This window comes from Pantoea sp. RCC30.1 (assembly GCF_058148845.1).
Map to the genome: position 1 here is coordinate 48,199 of NZ_JBXUHX010000009.1, position 16,428 is coordinate 64,626.

Consider the following 16,428-nt stretch of genomic DNA (forward strand, 5'->3'; position numbering starts at 1 on the left):
GCGACGTGATGAGTCAGACGCGGGTCTGGGGCGATGGCCCGCTGACGTGGCAGGCGCTGGTACAGGTCGCCCGGCACGGTGCCACACTGACGCTGAGCGACAGCGGCTGGCAGCGCATCGCGCAGAGCCGTGAAATCGTCGGCAATATCGTGGCGGCGGGGCAGGTGGCCTACGGCATTAATACCGGATTAGGGGCGTTGTGTAACATCATCCTTTCCGAAGATGAACTGAGCCAGCTGTCGCGCAATACCCTGCTGAGTCATGCCTGTGGCGTCGGGCCGGTGCTGAAAAAAGCGGAGGTGCGCGCCATTCTGTGCGCCGCGATCGCCAACTACAGCCACGGTAAATCGGGTGTGTCAGTCGCGCTGGTGCAGCAGTTGCTGGCGCTGCTGAATCTGCAGATCACGCCACAGGTGCCGTCGCAGGGATCGGTGGGCTATCTGACCCACATGGCGCATATCGGTCTGGCGCTGATCGGCATCGGCGATGTGGAGTGGCAGGGCGAAATCATGCCGGCGCAGCAGGCGCTGGCCCAGGCGGGCGTAGCCCCTTATCGGCCAGGAGCCAAAGAGGGGCTGAGTCTGGTCAACGGTACGCCCTGTATGACCGGCTTAGCCTGTCTGGCGCTGGACGATGCCGCGCGTCTGCTGGACTGGGCGGATGTGACGGGCGCAATGAGTTTTGAGGCGCTGCGCGGTCAGCTGGTGGCGTTTGATCCGGAGGTGCTGGCGCTCAAGGCCAGCCCGGGAATACAGCGCAGTGGCGAACGCCTGCGCCAGTTGCTGAGTGACAGCCCGCTGCTGAAAGCGAGCGTCGGCATCCGGACTCAGGATGCGATGAGCCTGCGGTCAATGCCACAGGTACACGGTGCCTGCCGCGATCAGTTTGATCACGCCGCCCGTCAGGTGGAGACTGAACTCAATGCCTGTACCGATAATCCGCTGATTCTGGGAACGCCGCAGGGATGGCGCGTGGTGTCACAGTCACATCCGCATGGCGAATCGGTGGCTATGGCCTGTGACCTTCTGGCAATTGCGCTGGCGGAGCTGGGGAGTATTGCCGAACGACGGCTGGATCGGTTGGTGAACCCGCTGGTCAGCGGTCTGCCGCCGTTTCTGGTGGCTGAGCCGGGCGTCAATTCCGGCATGATGATTGCGCAGTACGTGGCGGCATCGCTCTGTGCAGAAAACCGTCAGCTGGCGCAGCCTGCGGTACTGGACAACTATGTCACGTCAGGATTACAGGAGGATCATCTGAGTCTGGGTACCGGGTCGGCGCTGAAACTGCTGAAGCTGGTCAGCAACGTCGATCACATCATCGCGATTGAATATCTGCTGGCGGCGCAGGCGCTGGAGTTTCACGGTGAATCACTGCTGGCAGCCGGCACGCGGCGCGCCTGGCAGCATCTGCGGCAGGTTGTTGAGTGCTGGCAGCAGGATCGCTGGCTGGCTCCCGACATTGCCCGCGCGGTGGCTCAGATAAAAGCGCACCGGGCCGATGCGCTTATGGGGTGAGGATTAATCGCGGCGTGCGTCCGGACGGACTAAATCAAAGCGCTGCGCTTCACTGATGCCGTAATAGGCGCTCGGACCACCTGCGCGCAGAATCGGTTCGGCTTTCGCGGTCTGATAAATGCCCTCTTCCAGCAGCGACTCATCGATGTGAATCGCCACCGCTTCTCCCATCACCAGCCAGCTGTCGAGCAGGTTGCCGCTGGCATCCTGCAGCTGAATCAGTTGCGTCAGGCGGCACTCGAAGTTGACCGGGCTTTCCGCCACCAGGCTGGCGCTGACCTGGGAAGCCGCCAGCGGGGTTAACCCGGCAAAGGCGAACTCATCCTGATCGGCAGGCAGCGAGGCGGAACTTTCATTCATCGCTTCCGCCAGCGGGCGGGTCGCCAGGTTCCAGACAAACTCTTTGGTCTCTGCAATATTCCGGACGCTGTCTTTCCAGCCGCTGCTGGCAAAACCGATAATCGGCGGATGATAGTTGAAGCAGTTAAAGAAGCTGTAAGGAGCCAGATTGCGCTGGCCGCTCGCGCTGACAGAGCTTATCCAGCCAATCGGGCGCGGCCCGATAATGGCGTTCAGCGGATCGTGCGGCAGACCGTGACCAGCACGGGGTTGATAGGAATAGCGTTTATGGCTCATAACTTCTCCAGCAGGGGATTTTATTTATCTTAGCCCGACAGCATCACCCGACGGAAACGGAAAGAGGTAAGCGGATGGTGCGGGTTTATTTTCCGCCGTCTACAGCGTATTGTACGCGCGCCTGAATAATTGAGAGAACGTATGAAAAAGTCAGCCAGCACGTCGCCCTTTCACGCCCGCAATCGCCATCAGGGCGAATACGATTTTGCCGCGTTAACCGCTGCCCATCCGCCGCTGAAGGCCAAAGTCCGGCCCAATGGTTATGGCGTGAAGTCCGTGGATTTTGCGGACCCGGAGGCGGTGATGCTGCTGAACCAGGCGCTGATCAAACTGTTTTACGACATCGACTGGCAACTGGCTCCCGGCTCACTCTGCCCGCCAGTACCAGGACGCGCCGATTACCTGCACTATCTTGCCGATCTGCTGGCGCTGGATAACAACGGCGTCATCCCGATGGCGGACGTACTCGATGTTGGCTGCGGCGCAAACTGCATCTATCCACTGATTGGTGCGGCAGAATATGGCTGGCGCTTTACCGGCACCGAGATTGATGAAGCCGCCATCAAAGCAGCTAACCGCATCGTCGCGGCCAATCCACGCCTGACGCGTCAGATCCGTCTGCGTCGTCAGAAAAACAACGATGCGGTGCTGGCGGGTGTGGTCAGCAAAACCGAATTCTTCAGCGCGGTAATGTGTAATCCGCCGTTCCACGCATCGCCAGATGAAGCGGTCGCAGGTTCGCAGCGTAAAGTCCGTAATCTTGGACTGGATAAGAGTGCGCCGCTTAACTTTGGCGGGCAGCACAATGAGCTGTGGTATCCCGGTGGCGAGAAAGGCTTTATCGGCAAGATGATCGCCGAGAGCGTGGCGCTGGGTCGTCAGATCGGCTGGTTTACCTCGCTGGTGTCGCGCAAAGAGAACTTACCGGCGCTGGAAAAACAGCTGCAGGCGCTCGACGTCGCTGAGGTGAGGGTGGTCAATATGGCGCAGGGTCAGAAGCAGAGCCGCTTCCTGGCGTGGAGTTTTATGGCTGCCGCCCAGCGCAGCAAACTGCTGAGTCGCCTGGGGAACTAGGATGCTCTTTACGCGGGTAACACGTTTATCTGCGGGATAAGAGAAAAAAGAACGGGCCGCTTAGCGGCCCGTTTTGATCAGGAGACGTGCTGCAGGAATTCGCGCAGACGTTCGCTGGGTGGATTGCTGATCAGGCTGTCGGGATCGCCATCTTCCGCAATCCGGCCTTTGTCGATAAAGATCAGACGCGATGCGACCTTCTGTGCGAAGCCCACTTCATGCGTCACAATCACCATCGTCATGCCTTCTTCCGCCAGATCCTGCATTACTTTCAGTACTTCGTGACGTAACTCCGGGTCCAGCGCTGAAGTGGGTTCATCAAACAGCATCATCTTCGGCTTAACCGCCAGCGCACGGGCAATGGCCACGCGCTGCTGCTGGCCGCCGGACAGCTCAGACGGGAAATGATGCGCCCGCTCGGCAAGGCCCACTTTGCCCAGCAGCTCACGCGCCAGCTGGCGTGCCGCCTCTTTGCTGGCACCACGCACCCGGATCGGACCAAAGGCGACGTTGTCCAGCGCACTCATCTGTGGGAACAGATGAAACTGCTGAAACACCATGCCCGCTTCCTGACGAATCAGGCGGTCGTCGACTTTCGGGTCATTCACGCGCAAGCCATCAACAATCAGCTCGCCGCTGGTGATCTCTTCCAGCTTGTTAATGCAACGCAGCAGGGTCGACTTACCGGAACCAGATGGGCCGATAATCACTACCACTTCGCCCTGGTTAATCTTCAGATCAATATTGTGCAGCACCTGGGTCTGGCCAAAATGCTTGGAGACATCTTTAAATTCAATCACAGGATTTTCACCCTTTTCTCAATGCGGCGCAGCACAAAGCTCAACACCAGCGTAATCACCAGATAGATGATCGCGACTGCGCTCCAGATTTCCAGAGCGCGGAAGTTACCGGCAATAATCTCCTGACCCTGACGTGTCAGTTCAGCCACACCGATAACGATAAACAGCGAAGTATCTTTGATGCTGACAATCCACTGGTTACCCAGCGGTGGCAGCATACGGCGCAGCGCCAGCGGCATAATCACGTAGCGCAGCGTCTCGCGGCTTGACAGACCAAGCGCCAGTCCGGCTTCGCGGAAGCCCTTGTTGATCGACAGCACCGCACCACGGGTAATCTCGGCAATATAAGCGCCAGAGTTAATCATGATGGTCACTACCGCCGCGCTGAAGGGATCAATGCGCAGGTCGGGGAACGCCATCGGCAGAGCAAAGTAGATAAACATCACCTGCACCACGATAGGGGTGCCACGGATGATTTCGATAAACACCAGTGCGATGTTATTAGTGATCCAGCCGCCGTAAGCGCGGGCAAAACCGGCTATCAGCCCGATGAACAGGCCGCCAACCAGTCCAATAATAGAGATAATCAAGGTCAGTTTAGCGCCTTCAAACAGCGCTGGCATGGCGGGCCAGATGACGCTCCAGTCAAAATCCATGGTGTCACTCCAGATATGTTGCGATGGAAAAAAGCAGGGAAAAAGTTTCCCTGCTGAAATCAGATAACGGGCAAATTATTATTTAGGTTCGGTGCCGAACCATTTTTTATAGAGCGTATTGTAGGTGCCGTTCTCTTTCAGGGTTTTCAGTGCGCCGTTTACCTTTTCACGCAAATCGTCGCTGCCTTTCGGGAAGGCGATACCATACTGCTGCGCTTCAATCGAATCGCCTACCGCTTTAAAGCGGCCTTTACCTGCGGTGTGGATGAAGTAAAGGATGTTAGGCGTGTCATGCAGCACGGCGTCCGCACGGTTGGTGCCCAGCTCCATGTAAGCGCTATCGATGTTCGGGAACTGACGCAGATCTTTAGATTTGATGTTGGCTTTTGCATATTCCACAGAGCCGGTGCCGCTTTTCACTGCGACGACTTTACCGTTCAGATCGCTGATACCTTTGATGTCGTTTTCATTGTTACGCACCATCACCTGCAGACCGCTTTTGTAATAGCCATCAGAAAATTCGATCGCTTTTTTACGTTCTTCGGTGATGGTGATACCCGCCAATGCCAGATCAACATTGCGCGTTTGCAGTGCAGGGATAATGCCGCTGAAGTCCATTGGCTTCAGGGTGTAATCGAGTTTCAGCTCTTTCGCAATGGCATCCCACAGATCCACATCAAAGCCGACATACTTGTCACCCTTTTTGAATTCAAACGGAACAAAGGCGGTATCGGTAGCGACGACCAGCTTCTTTTCTGCTGCAGTGGAGGAGAGGGAGAAGGCCAGCGCCAGCGCGGCCACAGAAACTTTTAACAGTGACTTCATCGTTTTTCCTTTTTTTACTACCAGGCGGCAGGGCCTGCGTTTGCGGCTTGTCATATGAAAGAATTATGCCAACATTGCAAAATCTGCGAAATCAGAGAGTTAAATAACATAGCTGACACGATTTTGCAGTTAATTCTGCCTTTGCACCATTTTTGTGCTCAGTTTTGGTGCAGGTGGCTGTTTTGGTGCAAGCGGTAGTGTGCCTCAGATGTTAAGGCTGTGAAGCGAAGGAAGGAAGAATTGTTAACAGGGTCATAAAAATGCGGTAACACAGACGTAAAAAAGGCGGGTTTCCCCGCCTGATTGACTGCATTGAGTCTTATTCAATGTTGGCTTCAATGAACCACAGGAATTTATCCAGATCGCGTGATGCCGCAGTAAAGATGTCAGCGGTATCTTCGTCTTTCACTTCAGAAATGGCTTTACGGGTATCGTTAGCAACAACGCTGTAGCGGTCTGCCAGTGCTTTCAGGTGATCCTGAACGCTATGGATATTCAGCGGATAGCTTTTCAGCGGCGTGGTGTCGTTAACAACCTGAGTAGTACCCAGCGCTACGCCACCCAATTGAACAATACGCTCAGCAATGGTGTCCTGATGATCGGTAATTGCAGTACGGAAGCCGTCCAGCATCTCATGCACACCGATAAAGTTGGCACCGCGCATGTTCCAGTGCGCCTGCTTAGTAATCAATGACAGGTCAATAAACTCGACTACCAGACGGTTCAACACCGCGATGGTGGCTTTCTTTTCATCTTCGGCCACGTCATTGCGGGTATAAATCAGGTCAGAAGATTTAGTTTTAACCAATTTAGCGGTACTCATCGTTTCAGTCCTCTCTTTGATGGTTGTCCTAATCAAGTACCGGATAAGTATAGCAGCGCTTTTCAAGTTTGCAGAAACGACTTTGACGATGGATGAAATAGTGTAGGTCTTAATTAAAAGCGGAACTGCGAGAAGAAGGTTAATACCATGTTAAAATATAAAATTCTTATTATATAGATTAAAATCATAAAGTTATGTGATTTTGTCAATAAGAGGTAAGCGCCTGTTTCAAAATAGTCAGAGCATGAAAGGGCGATGGTTAAGAATAATTCTCATGATGAGCATGATTATTATTTAACACGCCAGCAGCACCGGCTTAACGCGTTTATTTCTGACTATCGTCTGATAATTCAACACTGTTTAACTGACTCTTTTTCGGCCGCATGGTCAGCGTGGACCCGGCTGAGGCAATGATGATTGCCAGCAGCGCCAGCCACTGAAGCCCGGTCAGGGTTTCTCCCAGAAACAGCATGCCGGAAAAGGCGGCCATAGCCGGTTCCAGACTCATCAGCGTACCAAAGATGCGCGCTGGTAAGCGGGTGAGGGCGATCATCTCCAGAGAGTAGGGAATGGCGCTGGAGAGGAGGGCAACCAGCAACGCGATTGGCATCACGGCCCAGGTCCAGATGCCACTCTCTGCGAACGTCAGCCCCAGCGGCACAAAAATTACCGAAGCAATGAGCGAACCGATGGCAACTGTTGCAGGGCCATGCTCTGCGCCTGCCCGCTGTCCCGCCAGAATATAGATCGCCCAGCAGGCACCCGCGCCCACGGCCAGCGCTGCGCCCAGCGGATCAATCGCGGTCATGCCAGTGCCAAAAGGCAGCAGGAACCACAGACCAATCACCGCCAGCAGCACCCAGACAAAATCAAGCGGCCGGCGCGATCCAAACAGTGCCAGTGCAAGCGGGCCGGTGAATTCCAGTCCCACCGCCACGCCCAGCGGTACGGTACGAATCGCCAGATAGAACGTGAAATTCATGGTGCCCAATGCCAGACCGTACATCAGCAGAGGCAGACGTTGCTCCCGACTGAATCGTAAACGCCAGGGTTTGAAGATGACACAGAGGATCAGGGTGCCGAAGCCCAGGCGCAGCGCGGTGATACCGGTGGCACCCACGGCAGGAAACAGGCTTTTTGCCAGTGAAGCACCGCCCTGCAGCGACAGCATCGCAATCAGCAGTACGGCAATCGGCAATACGATCGGGGCAAGGTTTTTAGAAGCGGGAGAGGCAGACATCCTGTGTAATTTTCCTGGTCATCGACGTAATGAGTGAGCCAGTGTAAAGGAAATGGCGGGCAATAAATCAGGGAAATGCGTTTTTTAATTTGCCTTAGCTGAGCAAAATATGGCCAGAATCAGTGCCATTTTGGTAAAGAAATGTCAGGTTTTTTTAGGATTTAACTTAAAGACCGAAATGAGCACAAAATGATTATTGCAGAGAGATGACGGTTTTTATAAGAAAAATGAATGACATAGTATGTCGCATTAACTTCCTGTTACACCAAACTTTCTGTTAGACAACAAAATCCGGGCAGAGTTTCTCGCTATTTTTTGTTATATTTTCAGCGTTGTCAGGAGAGAAGTATTTTCACATTTGAGGTGGTTATGAAAAAAATTGCATGTCTTTCAGCATTAGCCTGTGTACTGGCAGTATCTGCAGGTTCAGCAATGGCACAGAGCACCGTAACTGGTGGCTATGCTCAGAGCGATTATCAGGGCGTTGCTAACAAAGCTAACGGCTTCAACCTGAAATACCGCTACGAAGACGGTTCTAACCCACTGGGTTGGATCGGTTCATTCACCTACACTGAAAAAGATCGTACCGAAGATGGCGTTTACAATAAAGGCCAGTACTACGGTGTGACCGGTGGTCCAGCTTTCCGTCTGAACGACTGGGCTAGCATCTATGGTGTTGTAGGTATCGGCTACGGTAAATTCCAGGGCAACGATACTTCATCACGTGATAAAACTGACACCAGCGACGTAGGTTTCTCTTACGGTGCAGGTCTGCAGTTTAACCCAATGCAGGACATCGCACTTGACGTTGGTTACGAGCAGAGCCGTATCCGTAACGTTGACGTCGGTACCTGGATTGCTGGCGTAGGTTACAGCTTCTAAGTTTAGCTTAGCTGACCTGCCAAAAAACGGCCCCTTGTGGGCCGTTTTTTATTGCGCTGATTTTACCCGCCACTTTCCCGGCTCTACCCGTTTTTCGCCTCTTCCTTAAATCTGAAGCCGATCAACAGCCATGCGACGTTATGCCGCAGGGCATCATGTTCTTTTGGGAATTTTAGAAAAAAGAGATGAGAAGGGGAGAAGTGCGCCTCTCAGCCGCTGGCTGAAAGGCACTAAATCAGGATTAGCCGCGCCAGATTAGATTCTGACAGCGACGATCGGCAGGCTTATGGCCCAGCAGTTTTTCAATCAACATCAGACGCAGTGTGAACGGGGAACGCGTCAGCAGGCACAGCCAGGATTTCATCTCCGTGGTTGTTTTCTTTTCAGCCTGGAAGCATTTGCTGCAATCTAAGCAACATTTCAGGGTGCTCATAGAATCACCTCCCAATCATTGTCGACGCGGTAGTCAGCAACCTGCGGTGAGAAGCGTCATCATCACCGGAGCAGCAAAGGATCAATAAAGATCTTACTTTTGCTGCTTACATTATCATCGAATATAGCACTGGCTATATCGTTTAGCCAAGGCTAATGACGAAAAATTTGAGCTTCTTTGCGGCTGGTTTACAATGAGCGCAGCTAAATCCGTACAGCAGCGTCAGTACGGGCAATAATAATGAGGAAGCTGAATGAGTCGTCGTGCTAAAAGCGTGGTTTCTGCGCCAAAAGGACCACTGAAAGATATTGAAGAGCATGTCGAAGGTTTTCGGCAGGTGCGTGAAGCGCATCGTCGGGAATTAATTGATGACTACGTTGAGTTAATCTCTGATTTGATTGGTGAATTTGGCGAAGCGCGTCAGGTCGATATGGCGGCCCGCCTGGGCGTTTCGCAACCGACAGTGGCTAAAATGCTGAAGCGGCTTGGCAGTGCCGGGCTGGTTGAGCAGGTGCCTTATCGCGGTGTCTTCCTGACCAGTGAGGGTGAGAAGCTGGCAGAGGAGAGTCGCGCCCGTCATCATATAGTTGAAAGTTTTCTGCTGGCATTAGGCATCAGTCCCGAAACGGCCCGACGCGATTCAGAAGGTATTGAGCATCACGTCAGTGATGAAACTCTGGCTGTATTTAAGAAGTTCTCCGAAACCCGTTAACGCTAAGGCGTACTCTCACCATGCCTCAACTGCTTCGATCTTTTTTGCATGACTCTATTTTGCATTTATTAATCGTGATTGGTGTAGTTCTGGCATGTCTGGCGGATTTCCGCTGGGCAGATCTGCCCGGTGCCGTAGACTGGCATACGATTATCACACTCACCGGGTTGTTGATTCTGACCAAAGGGCTGGAAACCAGCGGCTACTTTGACGTGCTGGGGGGACGACTGATTGCCCGTTTCCGGCACGAACGTGCGCTGGCACTGTTTATGGTGCTGGCTGCTGCGTTGCTCTCGACCTTTCTCACCAACGATGTGGCGCTGTTTATTCTGGTGCCGCTGACCTTAACGCTTCGGAAGTTCTCACATTTACCTATCTCGCGCCTGATCATTTTCGAGGCGCTGGCGGTTAATGCCGGATCGCTGCTGACGCCGGTCGGCAACCCGCAAAACATACTGCTGTGGAGTCACGGCAAGCTCAGCGTTATTGGATTCATTGTGCAGATGCTGCCGCTGGCCGCCTGGCTGCTGCTGAGCCTGGTGGTACTAACCTGGTTCAGCTTCTCAAAGCGGTCAATTGATAAGCATGACAATCCGGAACAGCCGGAGTGGCAGAAGCCGCTGTTTATCGTCAGCGTGGTGTTATACCTGCTGTTTATCGCCGGTCTTGAGCTGGAGATCACCGGCTGGATACTGCTGCTGATCCTCGCCACCTTCATGGTGATGGCGCGCCCGGTATTGCAGCGCATCGACTGGAGCCTGCTGGCGGTGTTTATCGCCATGTTTGTTGACGTCTTCCTGCTGACGCGTCTGCCGGTGATGCAGGCTCACTTTGATGCGGTGGCGCATTTCGGTCAGGGGCAGCTTTATCTGCTGGCGATTGGTCTGTCACAGGTGATCAGTAACGTCCCGGCCACGATTCTGCTGCTGCAGAAAGTCCCGCCGACCGATGTGCTTGCCTGGGCGGTTAATATTGGCGGTTTTGGTCTGCTGCCGGGTTCACTGGCTAACCTGATTGCCCTGCGAATGGCAAAAGATCGCGCCGTCTGGTGGCAATTCCATCTCTTTTCCATTCCTTTGCTGGCCTGGTCAATGGCCAGCGGCTGGCTGCTTCTGCGGTTGCTCAATTAGGCCCGACGCATCCTGCTGCCTCTCAGAGGTGGCAGGATGTGCGCCATTCCTCAAGTTTCGTAAAGTTGCACTGGATTTTGTCAGTTTCCGATATAAGGTTAACAGGACCTTTATGCCCGGAATCAGGGCCTTAGCCAGTGATGGGAACTATGAGCGAGAATAATCAACGCGATCCACACCAGCAGGACGCAGAAAACGCGACGGATAAAAACCGTCAGCCAGAGGAAAATCAGGACAACGACAAGCAGCCTGAGCGCAAACGCCCCGGTAAAAAGCCGCTGATTATTCTGGCGGTGGTGGTGGTGATTATGCTGATTGTCGGTCTGTGGTTCTGGTTATCTACCCGCAATATTGAAACCACCGACGACGCCTTTACCGAAGGCGATGCCGTTACCATTGCGCCTAAAGCCTCCGGCTATGTCGTGAAGCTGCTGGTGAAAGATAACCAGCGGGTTAAGAAGGGCGATCTGCTGGTGGAGATCGATCCCAGCGACAACCGTGCCCAGCGCGAGCAGGCTAATGCGCAGCTCGGCTTAGCGGTGGCTCAGCTGCATCAGGCGCAGGCGCAGCTGGCGCTGTCAAAGGTACAGTATCCGGCACAGCGCGATCAGGCTCTGGCCGATCAGGCTAAAGCAGAAGCGAATATGCTGAATGCGCAGGCGGATTATCGTCGCCAGCGTGGCGTTGACCCGCGCGCGACCAGTCAGCGTAATATCGACAGCGCCTCCGCGCAGTTACGTTCGGCGCAGGCGCAGTTACAGAGTGCGAAAGCCCAGGTTGAAGTCGCGTCACAGGTTGCCCTGCAGATTCGCCAGCAGGAAACCAATGTTGAAGCGCGTCAGCAACAGGTTGAGCAGGCGAAAGCGCAGTTAAGCACGGCCGATCTTAATCTCTCTTATACCCAGGTCCGCGCACCTTATGACGGGTTTATCACCAAGCGTAATGTTCAGCTGGGCACACTGGTACAGGCCGGTTCATCGCTGTTCTCGTTGGTCTCGCCTGAAATCTGGGTCACCGCGAACTTTAAAGAGTCTCAGCTGCAACGCATGAATCCGGGCGACAAAGTTGAGATCAGCATCGATGCCTGGCCTGATATGAAGCTGGAAGGGCATGTCGACAGCGTCCAGATGGGCTCTGGCTCGCGCTTCTCGACCTTCCCGTCAGAAAACGCCACCGGTAACTACGTGAAAATCGTTCAGCGCGTGCCGGTGAAAATCGTGATCGACAAGGGCCTGGATCCGAATCATCCACTGCCTCTGGGTCTCTCAGTTGAACCGAAGGTAACGGTGGAATGAGTACGGCGCAGAGCTGGAAACCGGCCAGTAATCCGTGGTTAGTCGCGATCACGGTGACGCTGGCGGTGTTTATGGAGATCCTCGACACCACCATCGTCAACGTGGCGCTGCCGCACATCGCCGGTTCGCTCTCCTCCAGTTACGATGAGTCAACGTGGGTGCTGACCTCCTATCTGGTGGCGAACGGCATTGTGCTGCCTATCTCTGCGTTCTTCAGCCGTCTGTTTGGGCGTAAACAGTTTTTCCTGATCTGCATTGTGATGTTCACCATCTGCTCGTTCCTGTGCGGCATCGCAACGGAACTGTGGCAGATCATTCTGTTCCGCGTGCTGCAGGGCTTTTTTGGCGGCGGATTGCAGCCCGTTCAGCAGTCCGTGCTGCTGGACTACTTCAAGCCGGAAGATCGCGGCAAGGCCTTTGGTCTCTCCTCTATCGCCATTATTGTGGCCCCGGTCATTGGCCCGACATTAGGGGGCTGGATCACCGACAACTACAGCTGGCGCTGGGTGTTCTTTATCAACATTCCGGTGGGCGTCCTGACCGTGCTGGCGATCTATCAGCTGCTGGAAGATCCACCGTGGGAGCGTAAGTGGGCTAAAGGTAAGCTGAAGATCGATTACATCGGTATCAGCCTGATTACCTTAGGGCTGGGTTGTCTGCAGGTGATGCTGGATCGTGGAGAAGATGAGGACTGGTTCGCCTCGCACTTCATCGTGCTGTTCGCCATTCTGGCGCTGATCGGCATTGTCGGGGCCATTTACTGGCTGATGTATGCCCGTAAGCCGGTGGTCGATATTCTGGTGATGAAAGACCGCAACTTCTGGGTGGCCGGGCTGCTAATGGCGGGCATGGCGATGATTCTGTATGGCAGTTCCGTGGTGCTGCCACAACTGGCACAGCAGGATCTGGGTTACACCGCCACCTGGTCAGGGCTGGTTTTATCGCCCGGCGCGGTACTAATCGTGCTAACGATTCCGCTGGTGCTGAAACTGATGCCGATTGTGCAGACGCGATACATCATCGCCTTTGGCTTCAGCTGTCTGGCTGTGGCGTTTTTCTACTCCGCCACCTTAACGCCAAATGTCGATTTCAAAACGCTGGTGATGATGCGCAGCGCGCAGTCAATTGGCCTGGGTTTCCTGTTTGTCCCACTGACGACGATCGCCTTTGTCACCATTCCGCAGCGGCTTAATGCGGACGCTTCGGCACTCTTTACCATGTTCCGTAACGTGGCCGGATCGATTGGCATCTCGCTCTCGACCGCAGCCATCACCGAGCGCGCACAGGCGCGGTCGGCGCACATGGTGCATAACATGACGCCGCTGAACGAGCCGTTCAACATTACGCTTCAGCACTGGGCGCAGGCGATCCGCGACTTTACCTCGGCGGTAGGCGATCCCGTCACGCTGGCAACCGGACAGCTCTATCAGGAGATGATTGCGCAGTCGCGTATTCTCGCTTACATCGATGTCTTCTCAGGCCTGAGTATTGTCGCCCTGATTTTGATCCCATTTTGTTGGCTGCTGTCGCCGATTAAGAGCGAAGGCAGTGCAGGAGCACACTAACATGAAGGTTTTTTACTCTCATCGCCTGAAACCCCTGAGTTTACTGCTGGCCCTTGGGCTGGCGGGCTGCGCCGTCGGGCCTGACTATCAGGCACCGAAACCTGTCATGCCGGGTAGCTATAACACCCTGGATTCGCAGGAGGCGTCGAAGCCGCAAAACGCCGCGATTAATTCCCGCTGGTGGCGCAGCTTTAACGATCCGCAGCTCGACAGCCTGATTGAGCGGGCCATCGCGGGCAACCTGAGCCTGCAGCAGACCGTGCTGCGCATTGCCGGTGCGCGTGAACAGCTGACGCAGGCGCAGGGCAGTCTGTTCCCCAGCCTGAGCGGTTCGGCCAAAGTGACGCGTCAGCAGCTCGGACTTAAAGGCTTGCTGGAATCCAATGGCGCAACCGATCAGCTCGATAGCAATGTGTCCAGCCAGCTTAACGGGCTGACCCAGCCGGTTAACCTCTATCAGGGCAGCTTTGACGCCAGCTGGGAGCTGGACCTGTGGGGCAAAGTGCGCCGTCAGGTTGAGGCCGCCAATGCCCAGCAGCAGGCCGCAATAGAACAACGCAATGATGCGCTGGTTTCGCTGGAAGCCGAAGTGGCGCGAGCCTGGCTGCAGCTGCGAGGCGCGCAGAGCACCATCCAGACGCTACAACAGCAGATTGAGATTGCGCAGCAGACGACTGAGCTGACCCAGAGCCAGCAGCGTAATGGTCTGGCTCCACTGACCGATGTTGAAAATGCCCGTGCCCAGCTCAGCACGCTGCAGGCGCAACTGCCGCAGTATCAGGCGCAGGCGCGGCAGGCGATGAATGGGCTGGCGGTGCTACTCGGTAAGACGCCGGGCGCGCTGGATGCTGAACTCAGTACGCCAAAAACGTTGCCGCCGCTGCCGCAGTTTGTTCAGGTGGGCATTCCTTCCACGCTGGCACGCCGTCGTCCTGATATTCGTCAGGCTGAAGCGACACTGCATGCACAAACCGCTGAGATCGGGGTTTCTGTGGCCCAGCTTTTCCCGAGTCTGTCTCTGACCGGCCAGCTTGGCGTCCGCAACACCGACGTCAGCTATCTGGATAACTGGAGCAGCCATTTCTACAGCTACGGCCCGTCTTTATCGATTCCGATTTTCCAGGGTGGACAGCTGGTGTCAAGCGTGAAGTTAGCAAGGGCGCAGCAGGCCAGCGCCGCGCTGGATTATCGTCAGACGGTGCTGACGGCGTTGCAGGATGTAGAGAATGCGCTGGTCAGCTACCGCGCCGATCAGCAGCGCGTTACCGCACTGGATGAGACGACCGGCGCCCTGCAGCGCGCCTTTGATCTCGCCAGCGACAGTTATCGTCAAGGGCTTTCGACCTTCCTGGAGGTGCTGGATGCGCAGCGTCAGCTGGCGCAGGCACAGGAGCAGGCGACTCAGGCGCGGATGCAGAGCGCACTCGATTTAGTGGCACTTTATAAAGCACTGGGCGGAGGCTGGGAAACGTACCAGAACGTTGATATGCCGGATTACCCGGTATTTGGCCCGGCCACGCAGGCTAATTAGTCCCCAGGCGGTCACTGCCTCTGCGAAGTGACCGCCTTATCTCCCTTCCATCCGCGTTAACACAGAAAGTTTCAACCTCTCAATGTCGTTCACGATGATCTAACCCGTTGAATAAGTGGGTGTCTCAGCAACACCCTGTCCGGTACAGTCAGCAGAAAATAAACCACGGGTAACAGCAGGGATATTATCGGCGCTTCTGGCTGGCGGTTATTTTTATGCTGCTGGTACATCCCGGATCCCGGTTTTTGAGCTGCATCACTTTTCTGAGTTTATTTGTTTGATGCTTTTTTAAAGCACCTTACACCAGGCTGAGCCAGGCAGAGCTGTTATTGCGCAGCGGAGCACTCTGCGATTAATCCGACTCTGCTGCAAATCGCAGCAGTAAAAAAGGATTAACAGGCGGCAAGGGGCATAATAAAAAACCACATAGGGTAATTGTTTTGCGCTATTTAACGGTGTTGCAGGCGGATTTTTAAGCATAATCTGTAAGCTGGTGTGACAGGGATCGCGATTGGAGCACTGTTTTAATCTGTTATTGTCGGGACACTGAGTGTAAATAATAATGCTGTGCACCCCGCTTTCAGCGGAGGGCGTTAACTGCCCGCTACCGGTATAATCTGGTTGAAATCGTTTTCATGAGCTGGGTAAAAGTGCGATTTGTTGTTAATTCAGCGTTAATAAAACGTCAGGTGCTGCCGTTTTTAATAGTGCTATTTTGGCTGAATTAATACTTAAGAATTATCTGTAGCGTAAAAATAATTTATTTTTTTATTTGAATTAGGTAGTCTTGGCGCTACAGTTTTATTAACCCCCCTTAATCAAGGACATTGTGATGAGTGACGCATTTAAGGTACTGAACAATATTCGCACATTACGTGCCCAGGCTCGTGAACTGCCACTGACCGATCTTGAAGAGATCCTGGAAAAATTAACCGTTGTTGTTACTGAGCGCCGCGAAGAAGCAGAAGCGGAAGAGACGCAGAATCGCGAAAAAGAAGAAAAGCTGTCTAAATATCGCGAAATGCTGCTGGCTGACGGCATCGATCCTAATGAATTATTAGGTGCGCTGGAAAGCGGGAAAAAACGTACCAAGCGTGCGCCGCGTCCGGCTAAATATTCTTACACCGACGAGAATGGTGAGCAGAAATCCTGGACTGGCCAGGGCCGTACTCCGGCAGCGATTAAAAAAGCGCTGGATTCCGGTAAAAGCCTGGACAGTTTCCTGATCGATTGATCAACACAATCCTTGTAAGTGGGAGCCGGGGGGCCATTATGGCCCTCCGGCTTTTTTATTTCTGCCGGGATATCAATC

At 54.3% G+C, this 16,428-nt stretch carries 16 protein-coding genes; 9 read left to right on the top strand and 7 right to left on the bottom strand.

Annotated features, from left to right (window positions below; translation table 11 throughout):
• Positions 1–8: 8 nt before the first annotated feature.
• Complete coding sequence (locus AC2LB6_RS10170; RefSeq protein WP_490093486.1) at positions 9–1,514, top strand: HAL/PAL/TAL family ammonia-lyase; 1,506 nt, start codon at positions 9–11, stop codon at positions 1,512–1,514.
• Between the two features lie 3 nt (positions 1,515–1,517).
• Here AC2LB6_RS10170 and AC2LB6_RS10175 read toward each other — a convergent pair whose 3' ends face one another.
• Positions 1,518–2,150 (bottom strand): flavin reductase family protein, encoded by a 633-nt coding sequence (locus AC2LB6_RS10175; protein ID WP_490093410.1) that lies wholly within the window; start codon positions 2,148–2,150, stop codon positions 1,518–1,520.
• Between the two features lie 141 nt (positions 2,151–2,291).
• Between AC2LB6_RS10175 and rlmF the strand changes: the two genes are divergently transcribed.
• A complete protein-coding gene (rlmF, locus tag AC2LB6_RS10180) occupies positions 2,292–3,224 on the top strand; it encodes a 23S rRNA (adenine(1618)-N(6))-methyltransferase RlmF (RefSeq protein WP_490093411.1) in 933 nt (310 codons plus the stop codon).
• A 77-nt stretch (positions 3,225–3,301) separates the two neighbouring features.
• On the opposite strand, the gene glnQ is transcribed toward rlmF, so the two are convergent.
• The 5 genes from glnQ to rhtA form a co-directional block, all read right to left on the bottom strand.
• Positions 3,302–4,024: a glutamine ABC transporter ATP-binding protein GlnQ gene (gene glnQ / locus AC2LB6_RS10185; RefSeq protein ID WP_010254327.1), complete on the bottom strand. Its 723-nt coding sequence runs from the start codon at positions 4,022–4,024 to the stop codon at positions 3,302–3,304.
• Positions 4,021–4,680 carry a glutamine ABC transporter permease GlnP gene (gene glnP / locus AC2LB6_RS10190; RefSeq protein ID WP_490093412.1) on the bottom strand — a complete coding sequence of 220 codons (660 nt, stop codon included), beginning with the start codon at positions 4,678–4,680 and terminating at the stop codon, positions 4,021–4,023. Before glnP ends, glnQ begins: the two co-directional genes overlap by 4 nt.
• Before the next feature lie 78 nt (positions 4,681–4,758).
• On the bottom strand, positions 4,759–5,505 hold the full coding sequence (glnH, locus tag AC2LB6_RS10195) for a glutamine ABC transporter substrate-binding protein GlnH (RefSeq protein ID WP_490093413.1): 747 nt from the start codon (positions 5,503–5,505) through the stop codon (positions 4,759–4,761).
• Positions 5,506–5,824: 319 nt separating this feature from the next.
• Entirely contained in the window at positions 5,825–6,328 is a 504-nt protein-coding gene (gene dps, locus AC2LB6_RS10200; protein WP_490093414.1) for a DNA starvation/stationary phase protection protein Dps, read from the bottom strand.
• 325 nt (positions 6,329–6,653) lie between these two features.
• Positions 6,654–7,568 carry a threonine/homoserine exporter RhtA gene (rhtA, locus tag AC2LB6_RS10205; protein WP_136197139.1) on the bottom strand — a complete coding sequence of 305 codons (915 nt, stop codon included), beginning with the start codon at positions 7,566–7,568 and terminating at the stop codon, positions 6,654–6,656.
• A 369-nt stretch (positions 7,569–7,937) separates the two neighbouring features.
• Between rhtA and ompX the strand changes: the two genes are divergently transcribed.
• Entirely contained in the window at positions 7,938–8,450 is a 513-nt protein-coding gene (gene ompX / locus AC2LB6_RS10210; RefSeq protein ID WP_490093415.1) for an outer membrane protein OmpX, read from the top strand.
• A gap of 241 nt (positions 8,451–8,691) precedes the next feature.
• Here ompX and AC2LB6_RS10215 read toward each other — a convergent pair whose 3' ends face one another.
• Positions 8,692–8,883, bottom strand: a complete 192-nt coding sequence (locus AC2LB6_RS10215) for a hypothetical protein (protein WP_033782439.1) — start codon at positions 8,881–8,883, stop codon at positions 8,692–8,694.
• A gap of 253 nt (positions 8,884–9,136) precedes the next feature.
• Here AC2LB6_RS10215 and mntR point away from each other — a divergent pair, with 253 nt between their 5' ends.
• The 6 genes from mntR (at position 9,137) to AC2LB6_RS10245 (ending at position 16,350) form a co-directional block, all read left to right on the top strand.
• Entirely contained in the window at positions 9,137–9,595 is a 459-nt protein-coding gene (mntR, locus tag AC2LB6_RS10220; protein WP_003850512.1) for a manganese-binding transcriptional regulator MntR, read from the top strand.
• A gap of 20 nt (positions 9,596–9,615) precedes the next feature.
• The gene (locus AC2LB6_RS10225; RefSeq protein ID WP_490093416.1) at positions 9,616–10,725 is read left to right on the top strand and encodes an SLC13 family permease; all 1,110 of its coding nucleotides are present in this window, start codon (positions 9,616–9,618) and stop codon (positions 10,723–10,725) included.
• A gap of 149 nt (positions 10,726–10,874) precedes the next feature.
• On the top strand, positions 10,875–12,020 hold the full coding sequence (locus AC2LB6_RS10230) for an HlyD family secretion protein (RefSeq protein ID WP_490093417.1): 1,146 nt from the start codon (positions 10,875–10,877) through the stop codon (positions 12,018–12,020).
• Positions 12,017–13,585, top strand: a complete 1,569-nt coding sequence (locus AC2LB6_RS10235; RefSeq protein ID WP_136197143.1) for a DHA2 family efflux MFS transporter permease subunit — start codon at positions 12,017–12,019, stop codon at positions 13,583–13,585. Before AC2LB6_RS10230 ends, AC2LB6_RS10235 begins: the two co-directional genes overlap by 4 nt.
• A 1-nt stretch (position 13,586) precedes the next feature.
• Complete coding sequence (locus tag AC2LB6_RS10240; protein WP_490093418.1) at positions 13,587–15,116, top strand: efflux transporter outer membrane subunit; 1,530 nt, start codon at positions 13,587–13,589, stop codon at positions 15,114–15,116.
• 832 nt (positions 15,117–15,948) lie between these two features.
• Positions 15,949–16,350, top strand: coding sequence for an H-NS family histone-like protein (locus AC2LB6_RS10245; protein ID WP_003850507.1), 402 nt, complete (start codon positions 15,949–15,951; stop codon positions 16,348–16,350).
• Positions 16,351–16,428: the final 78 nt, after the last annotated feature.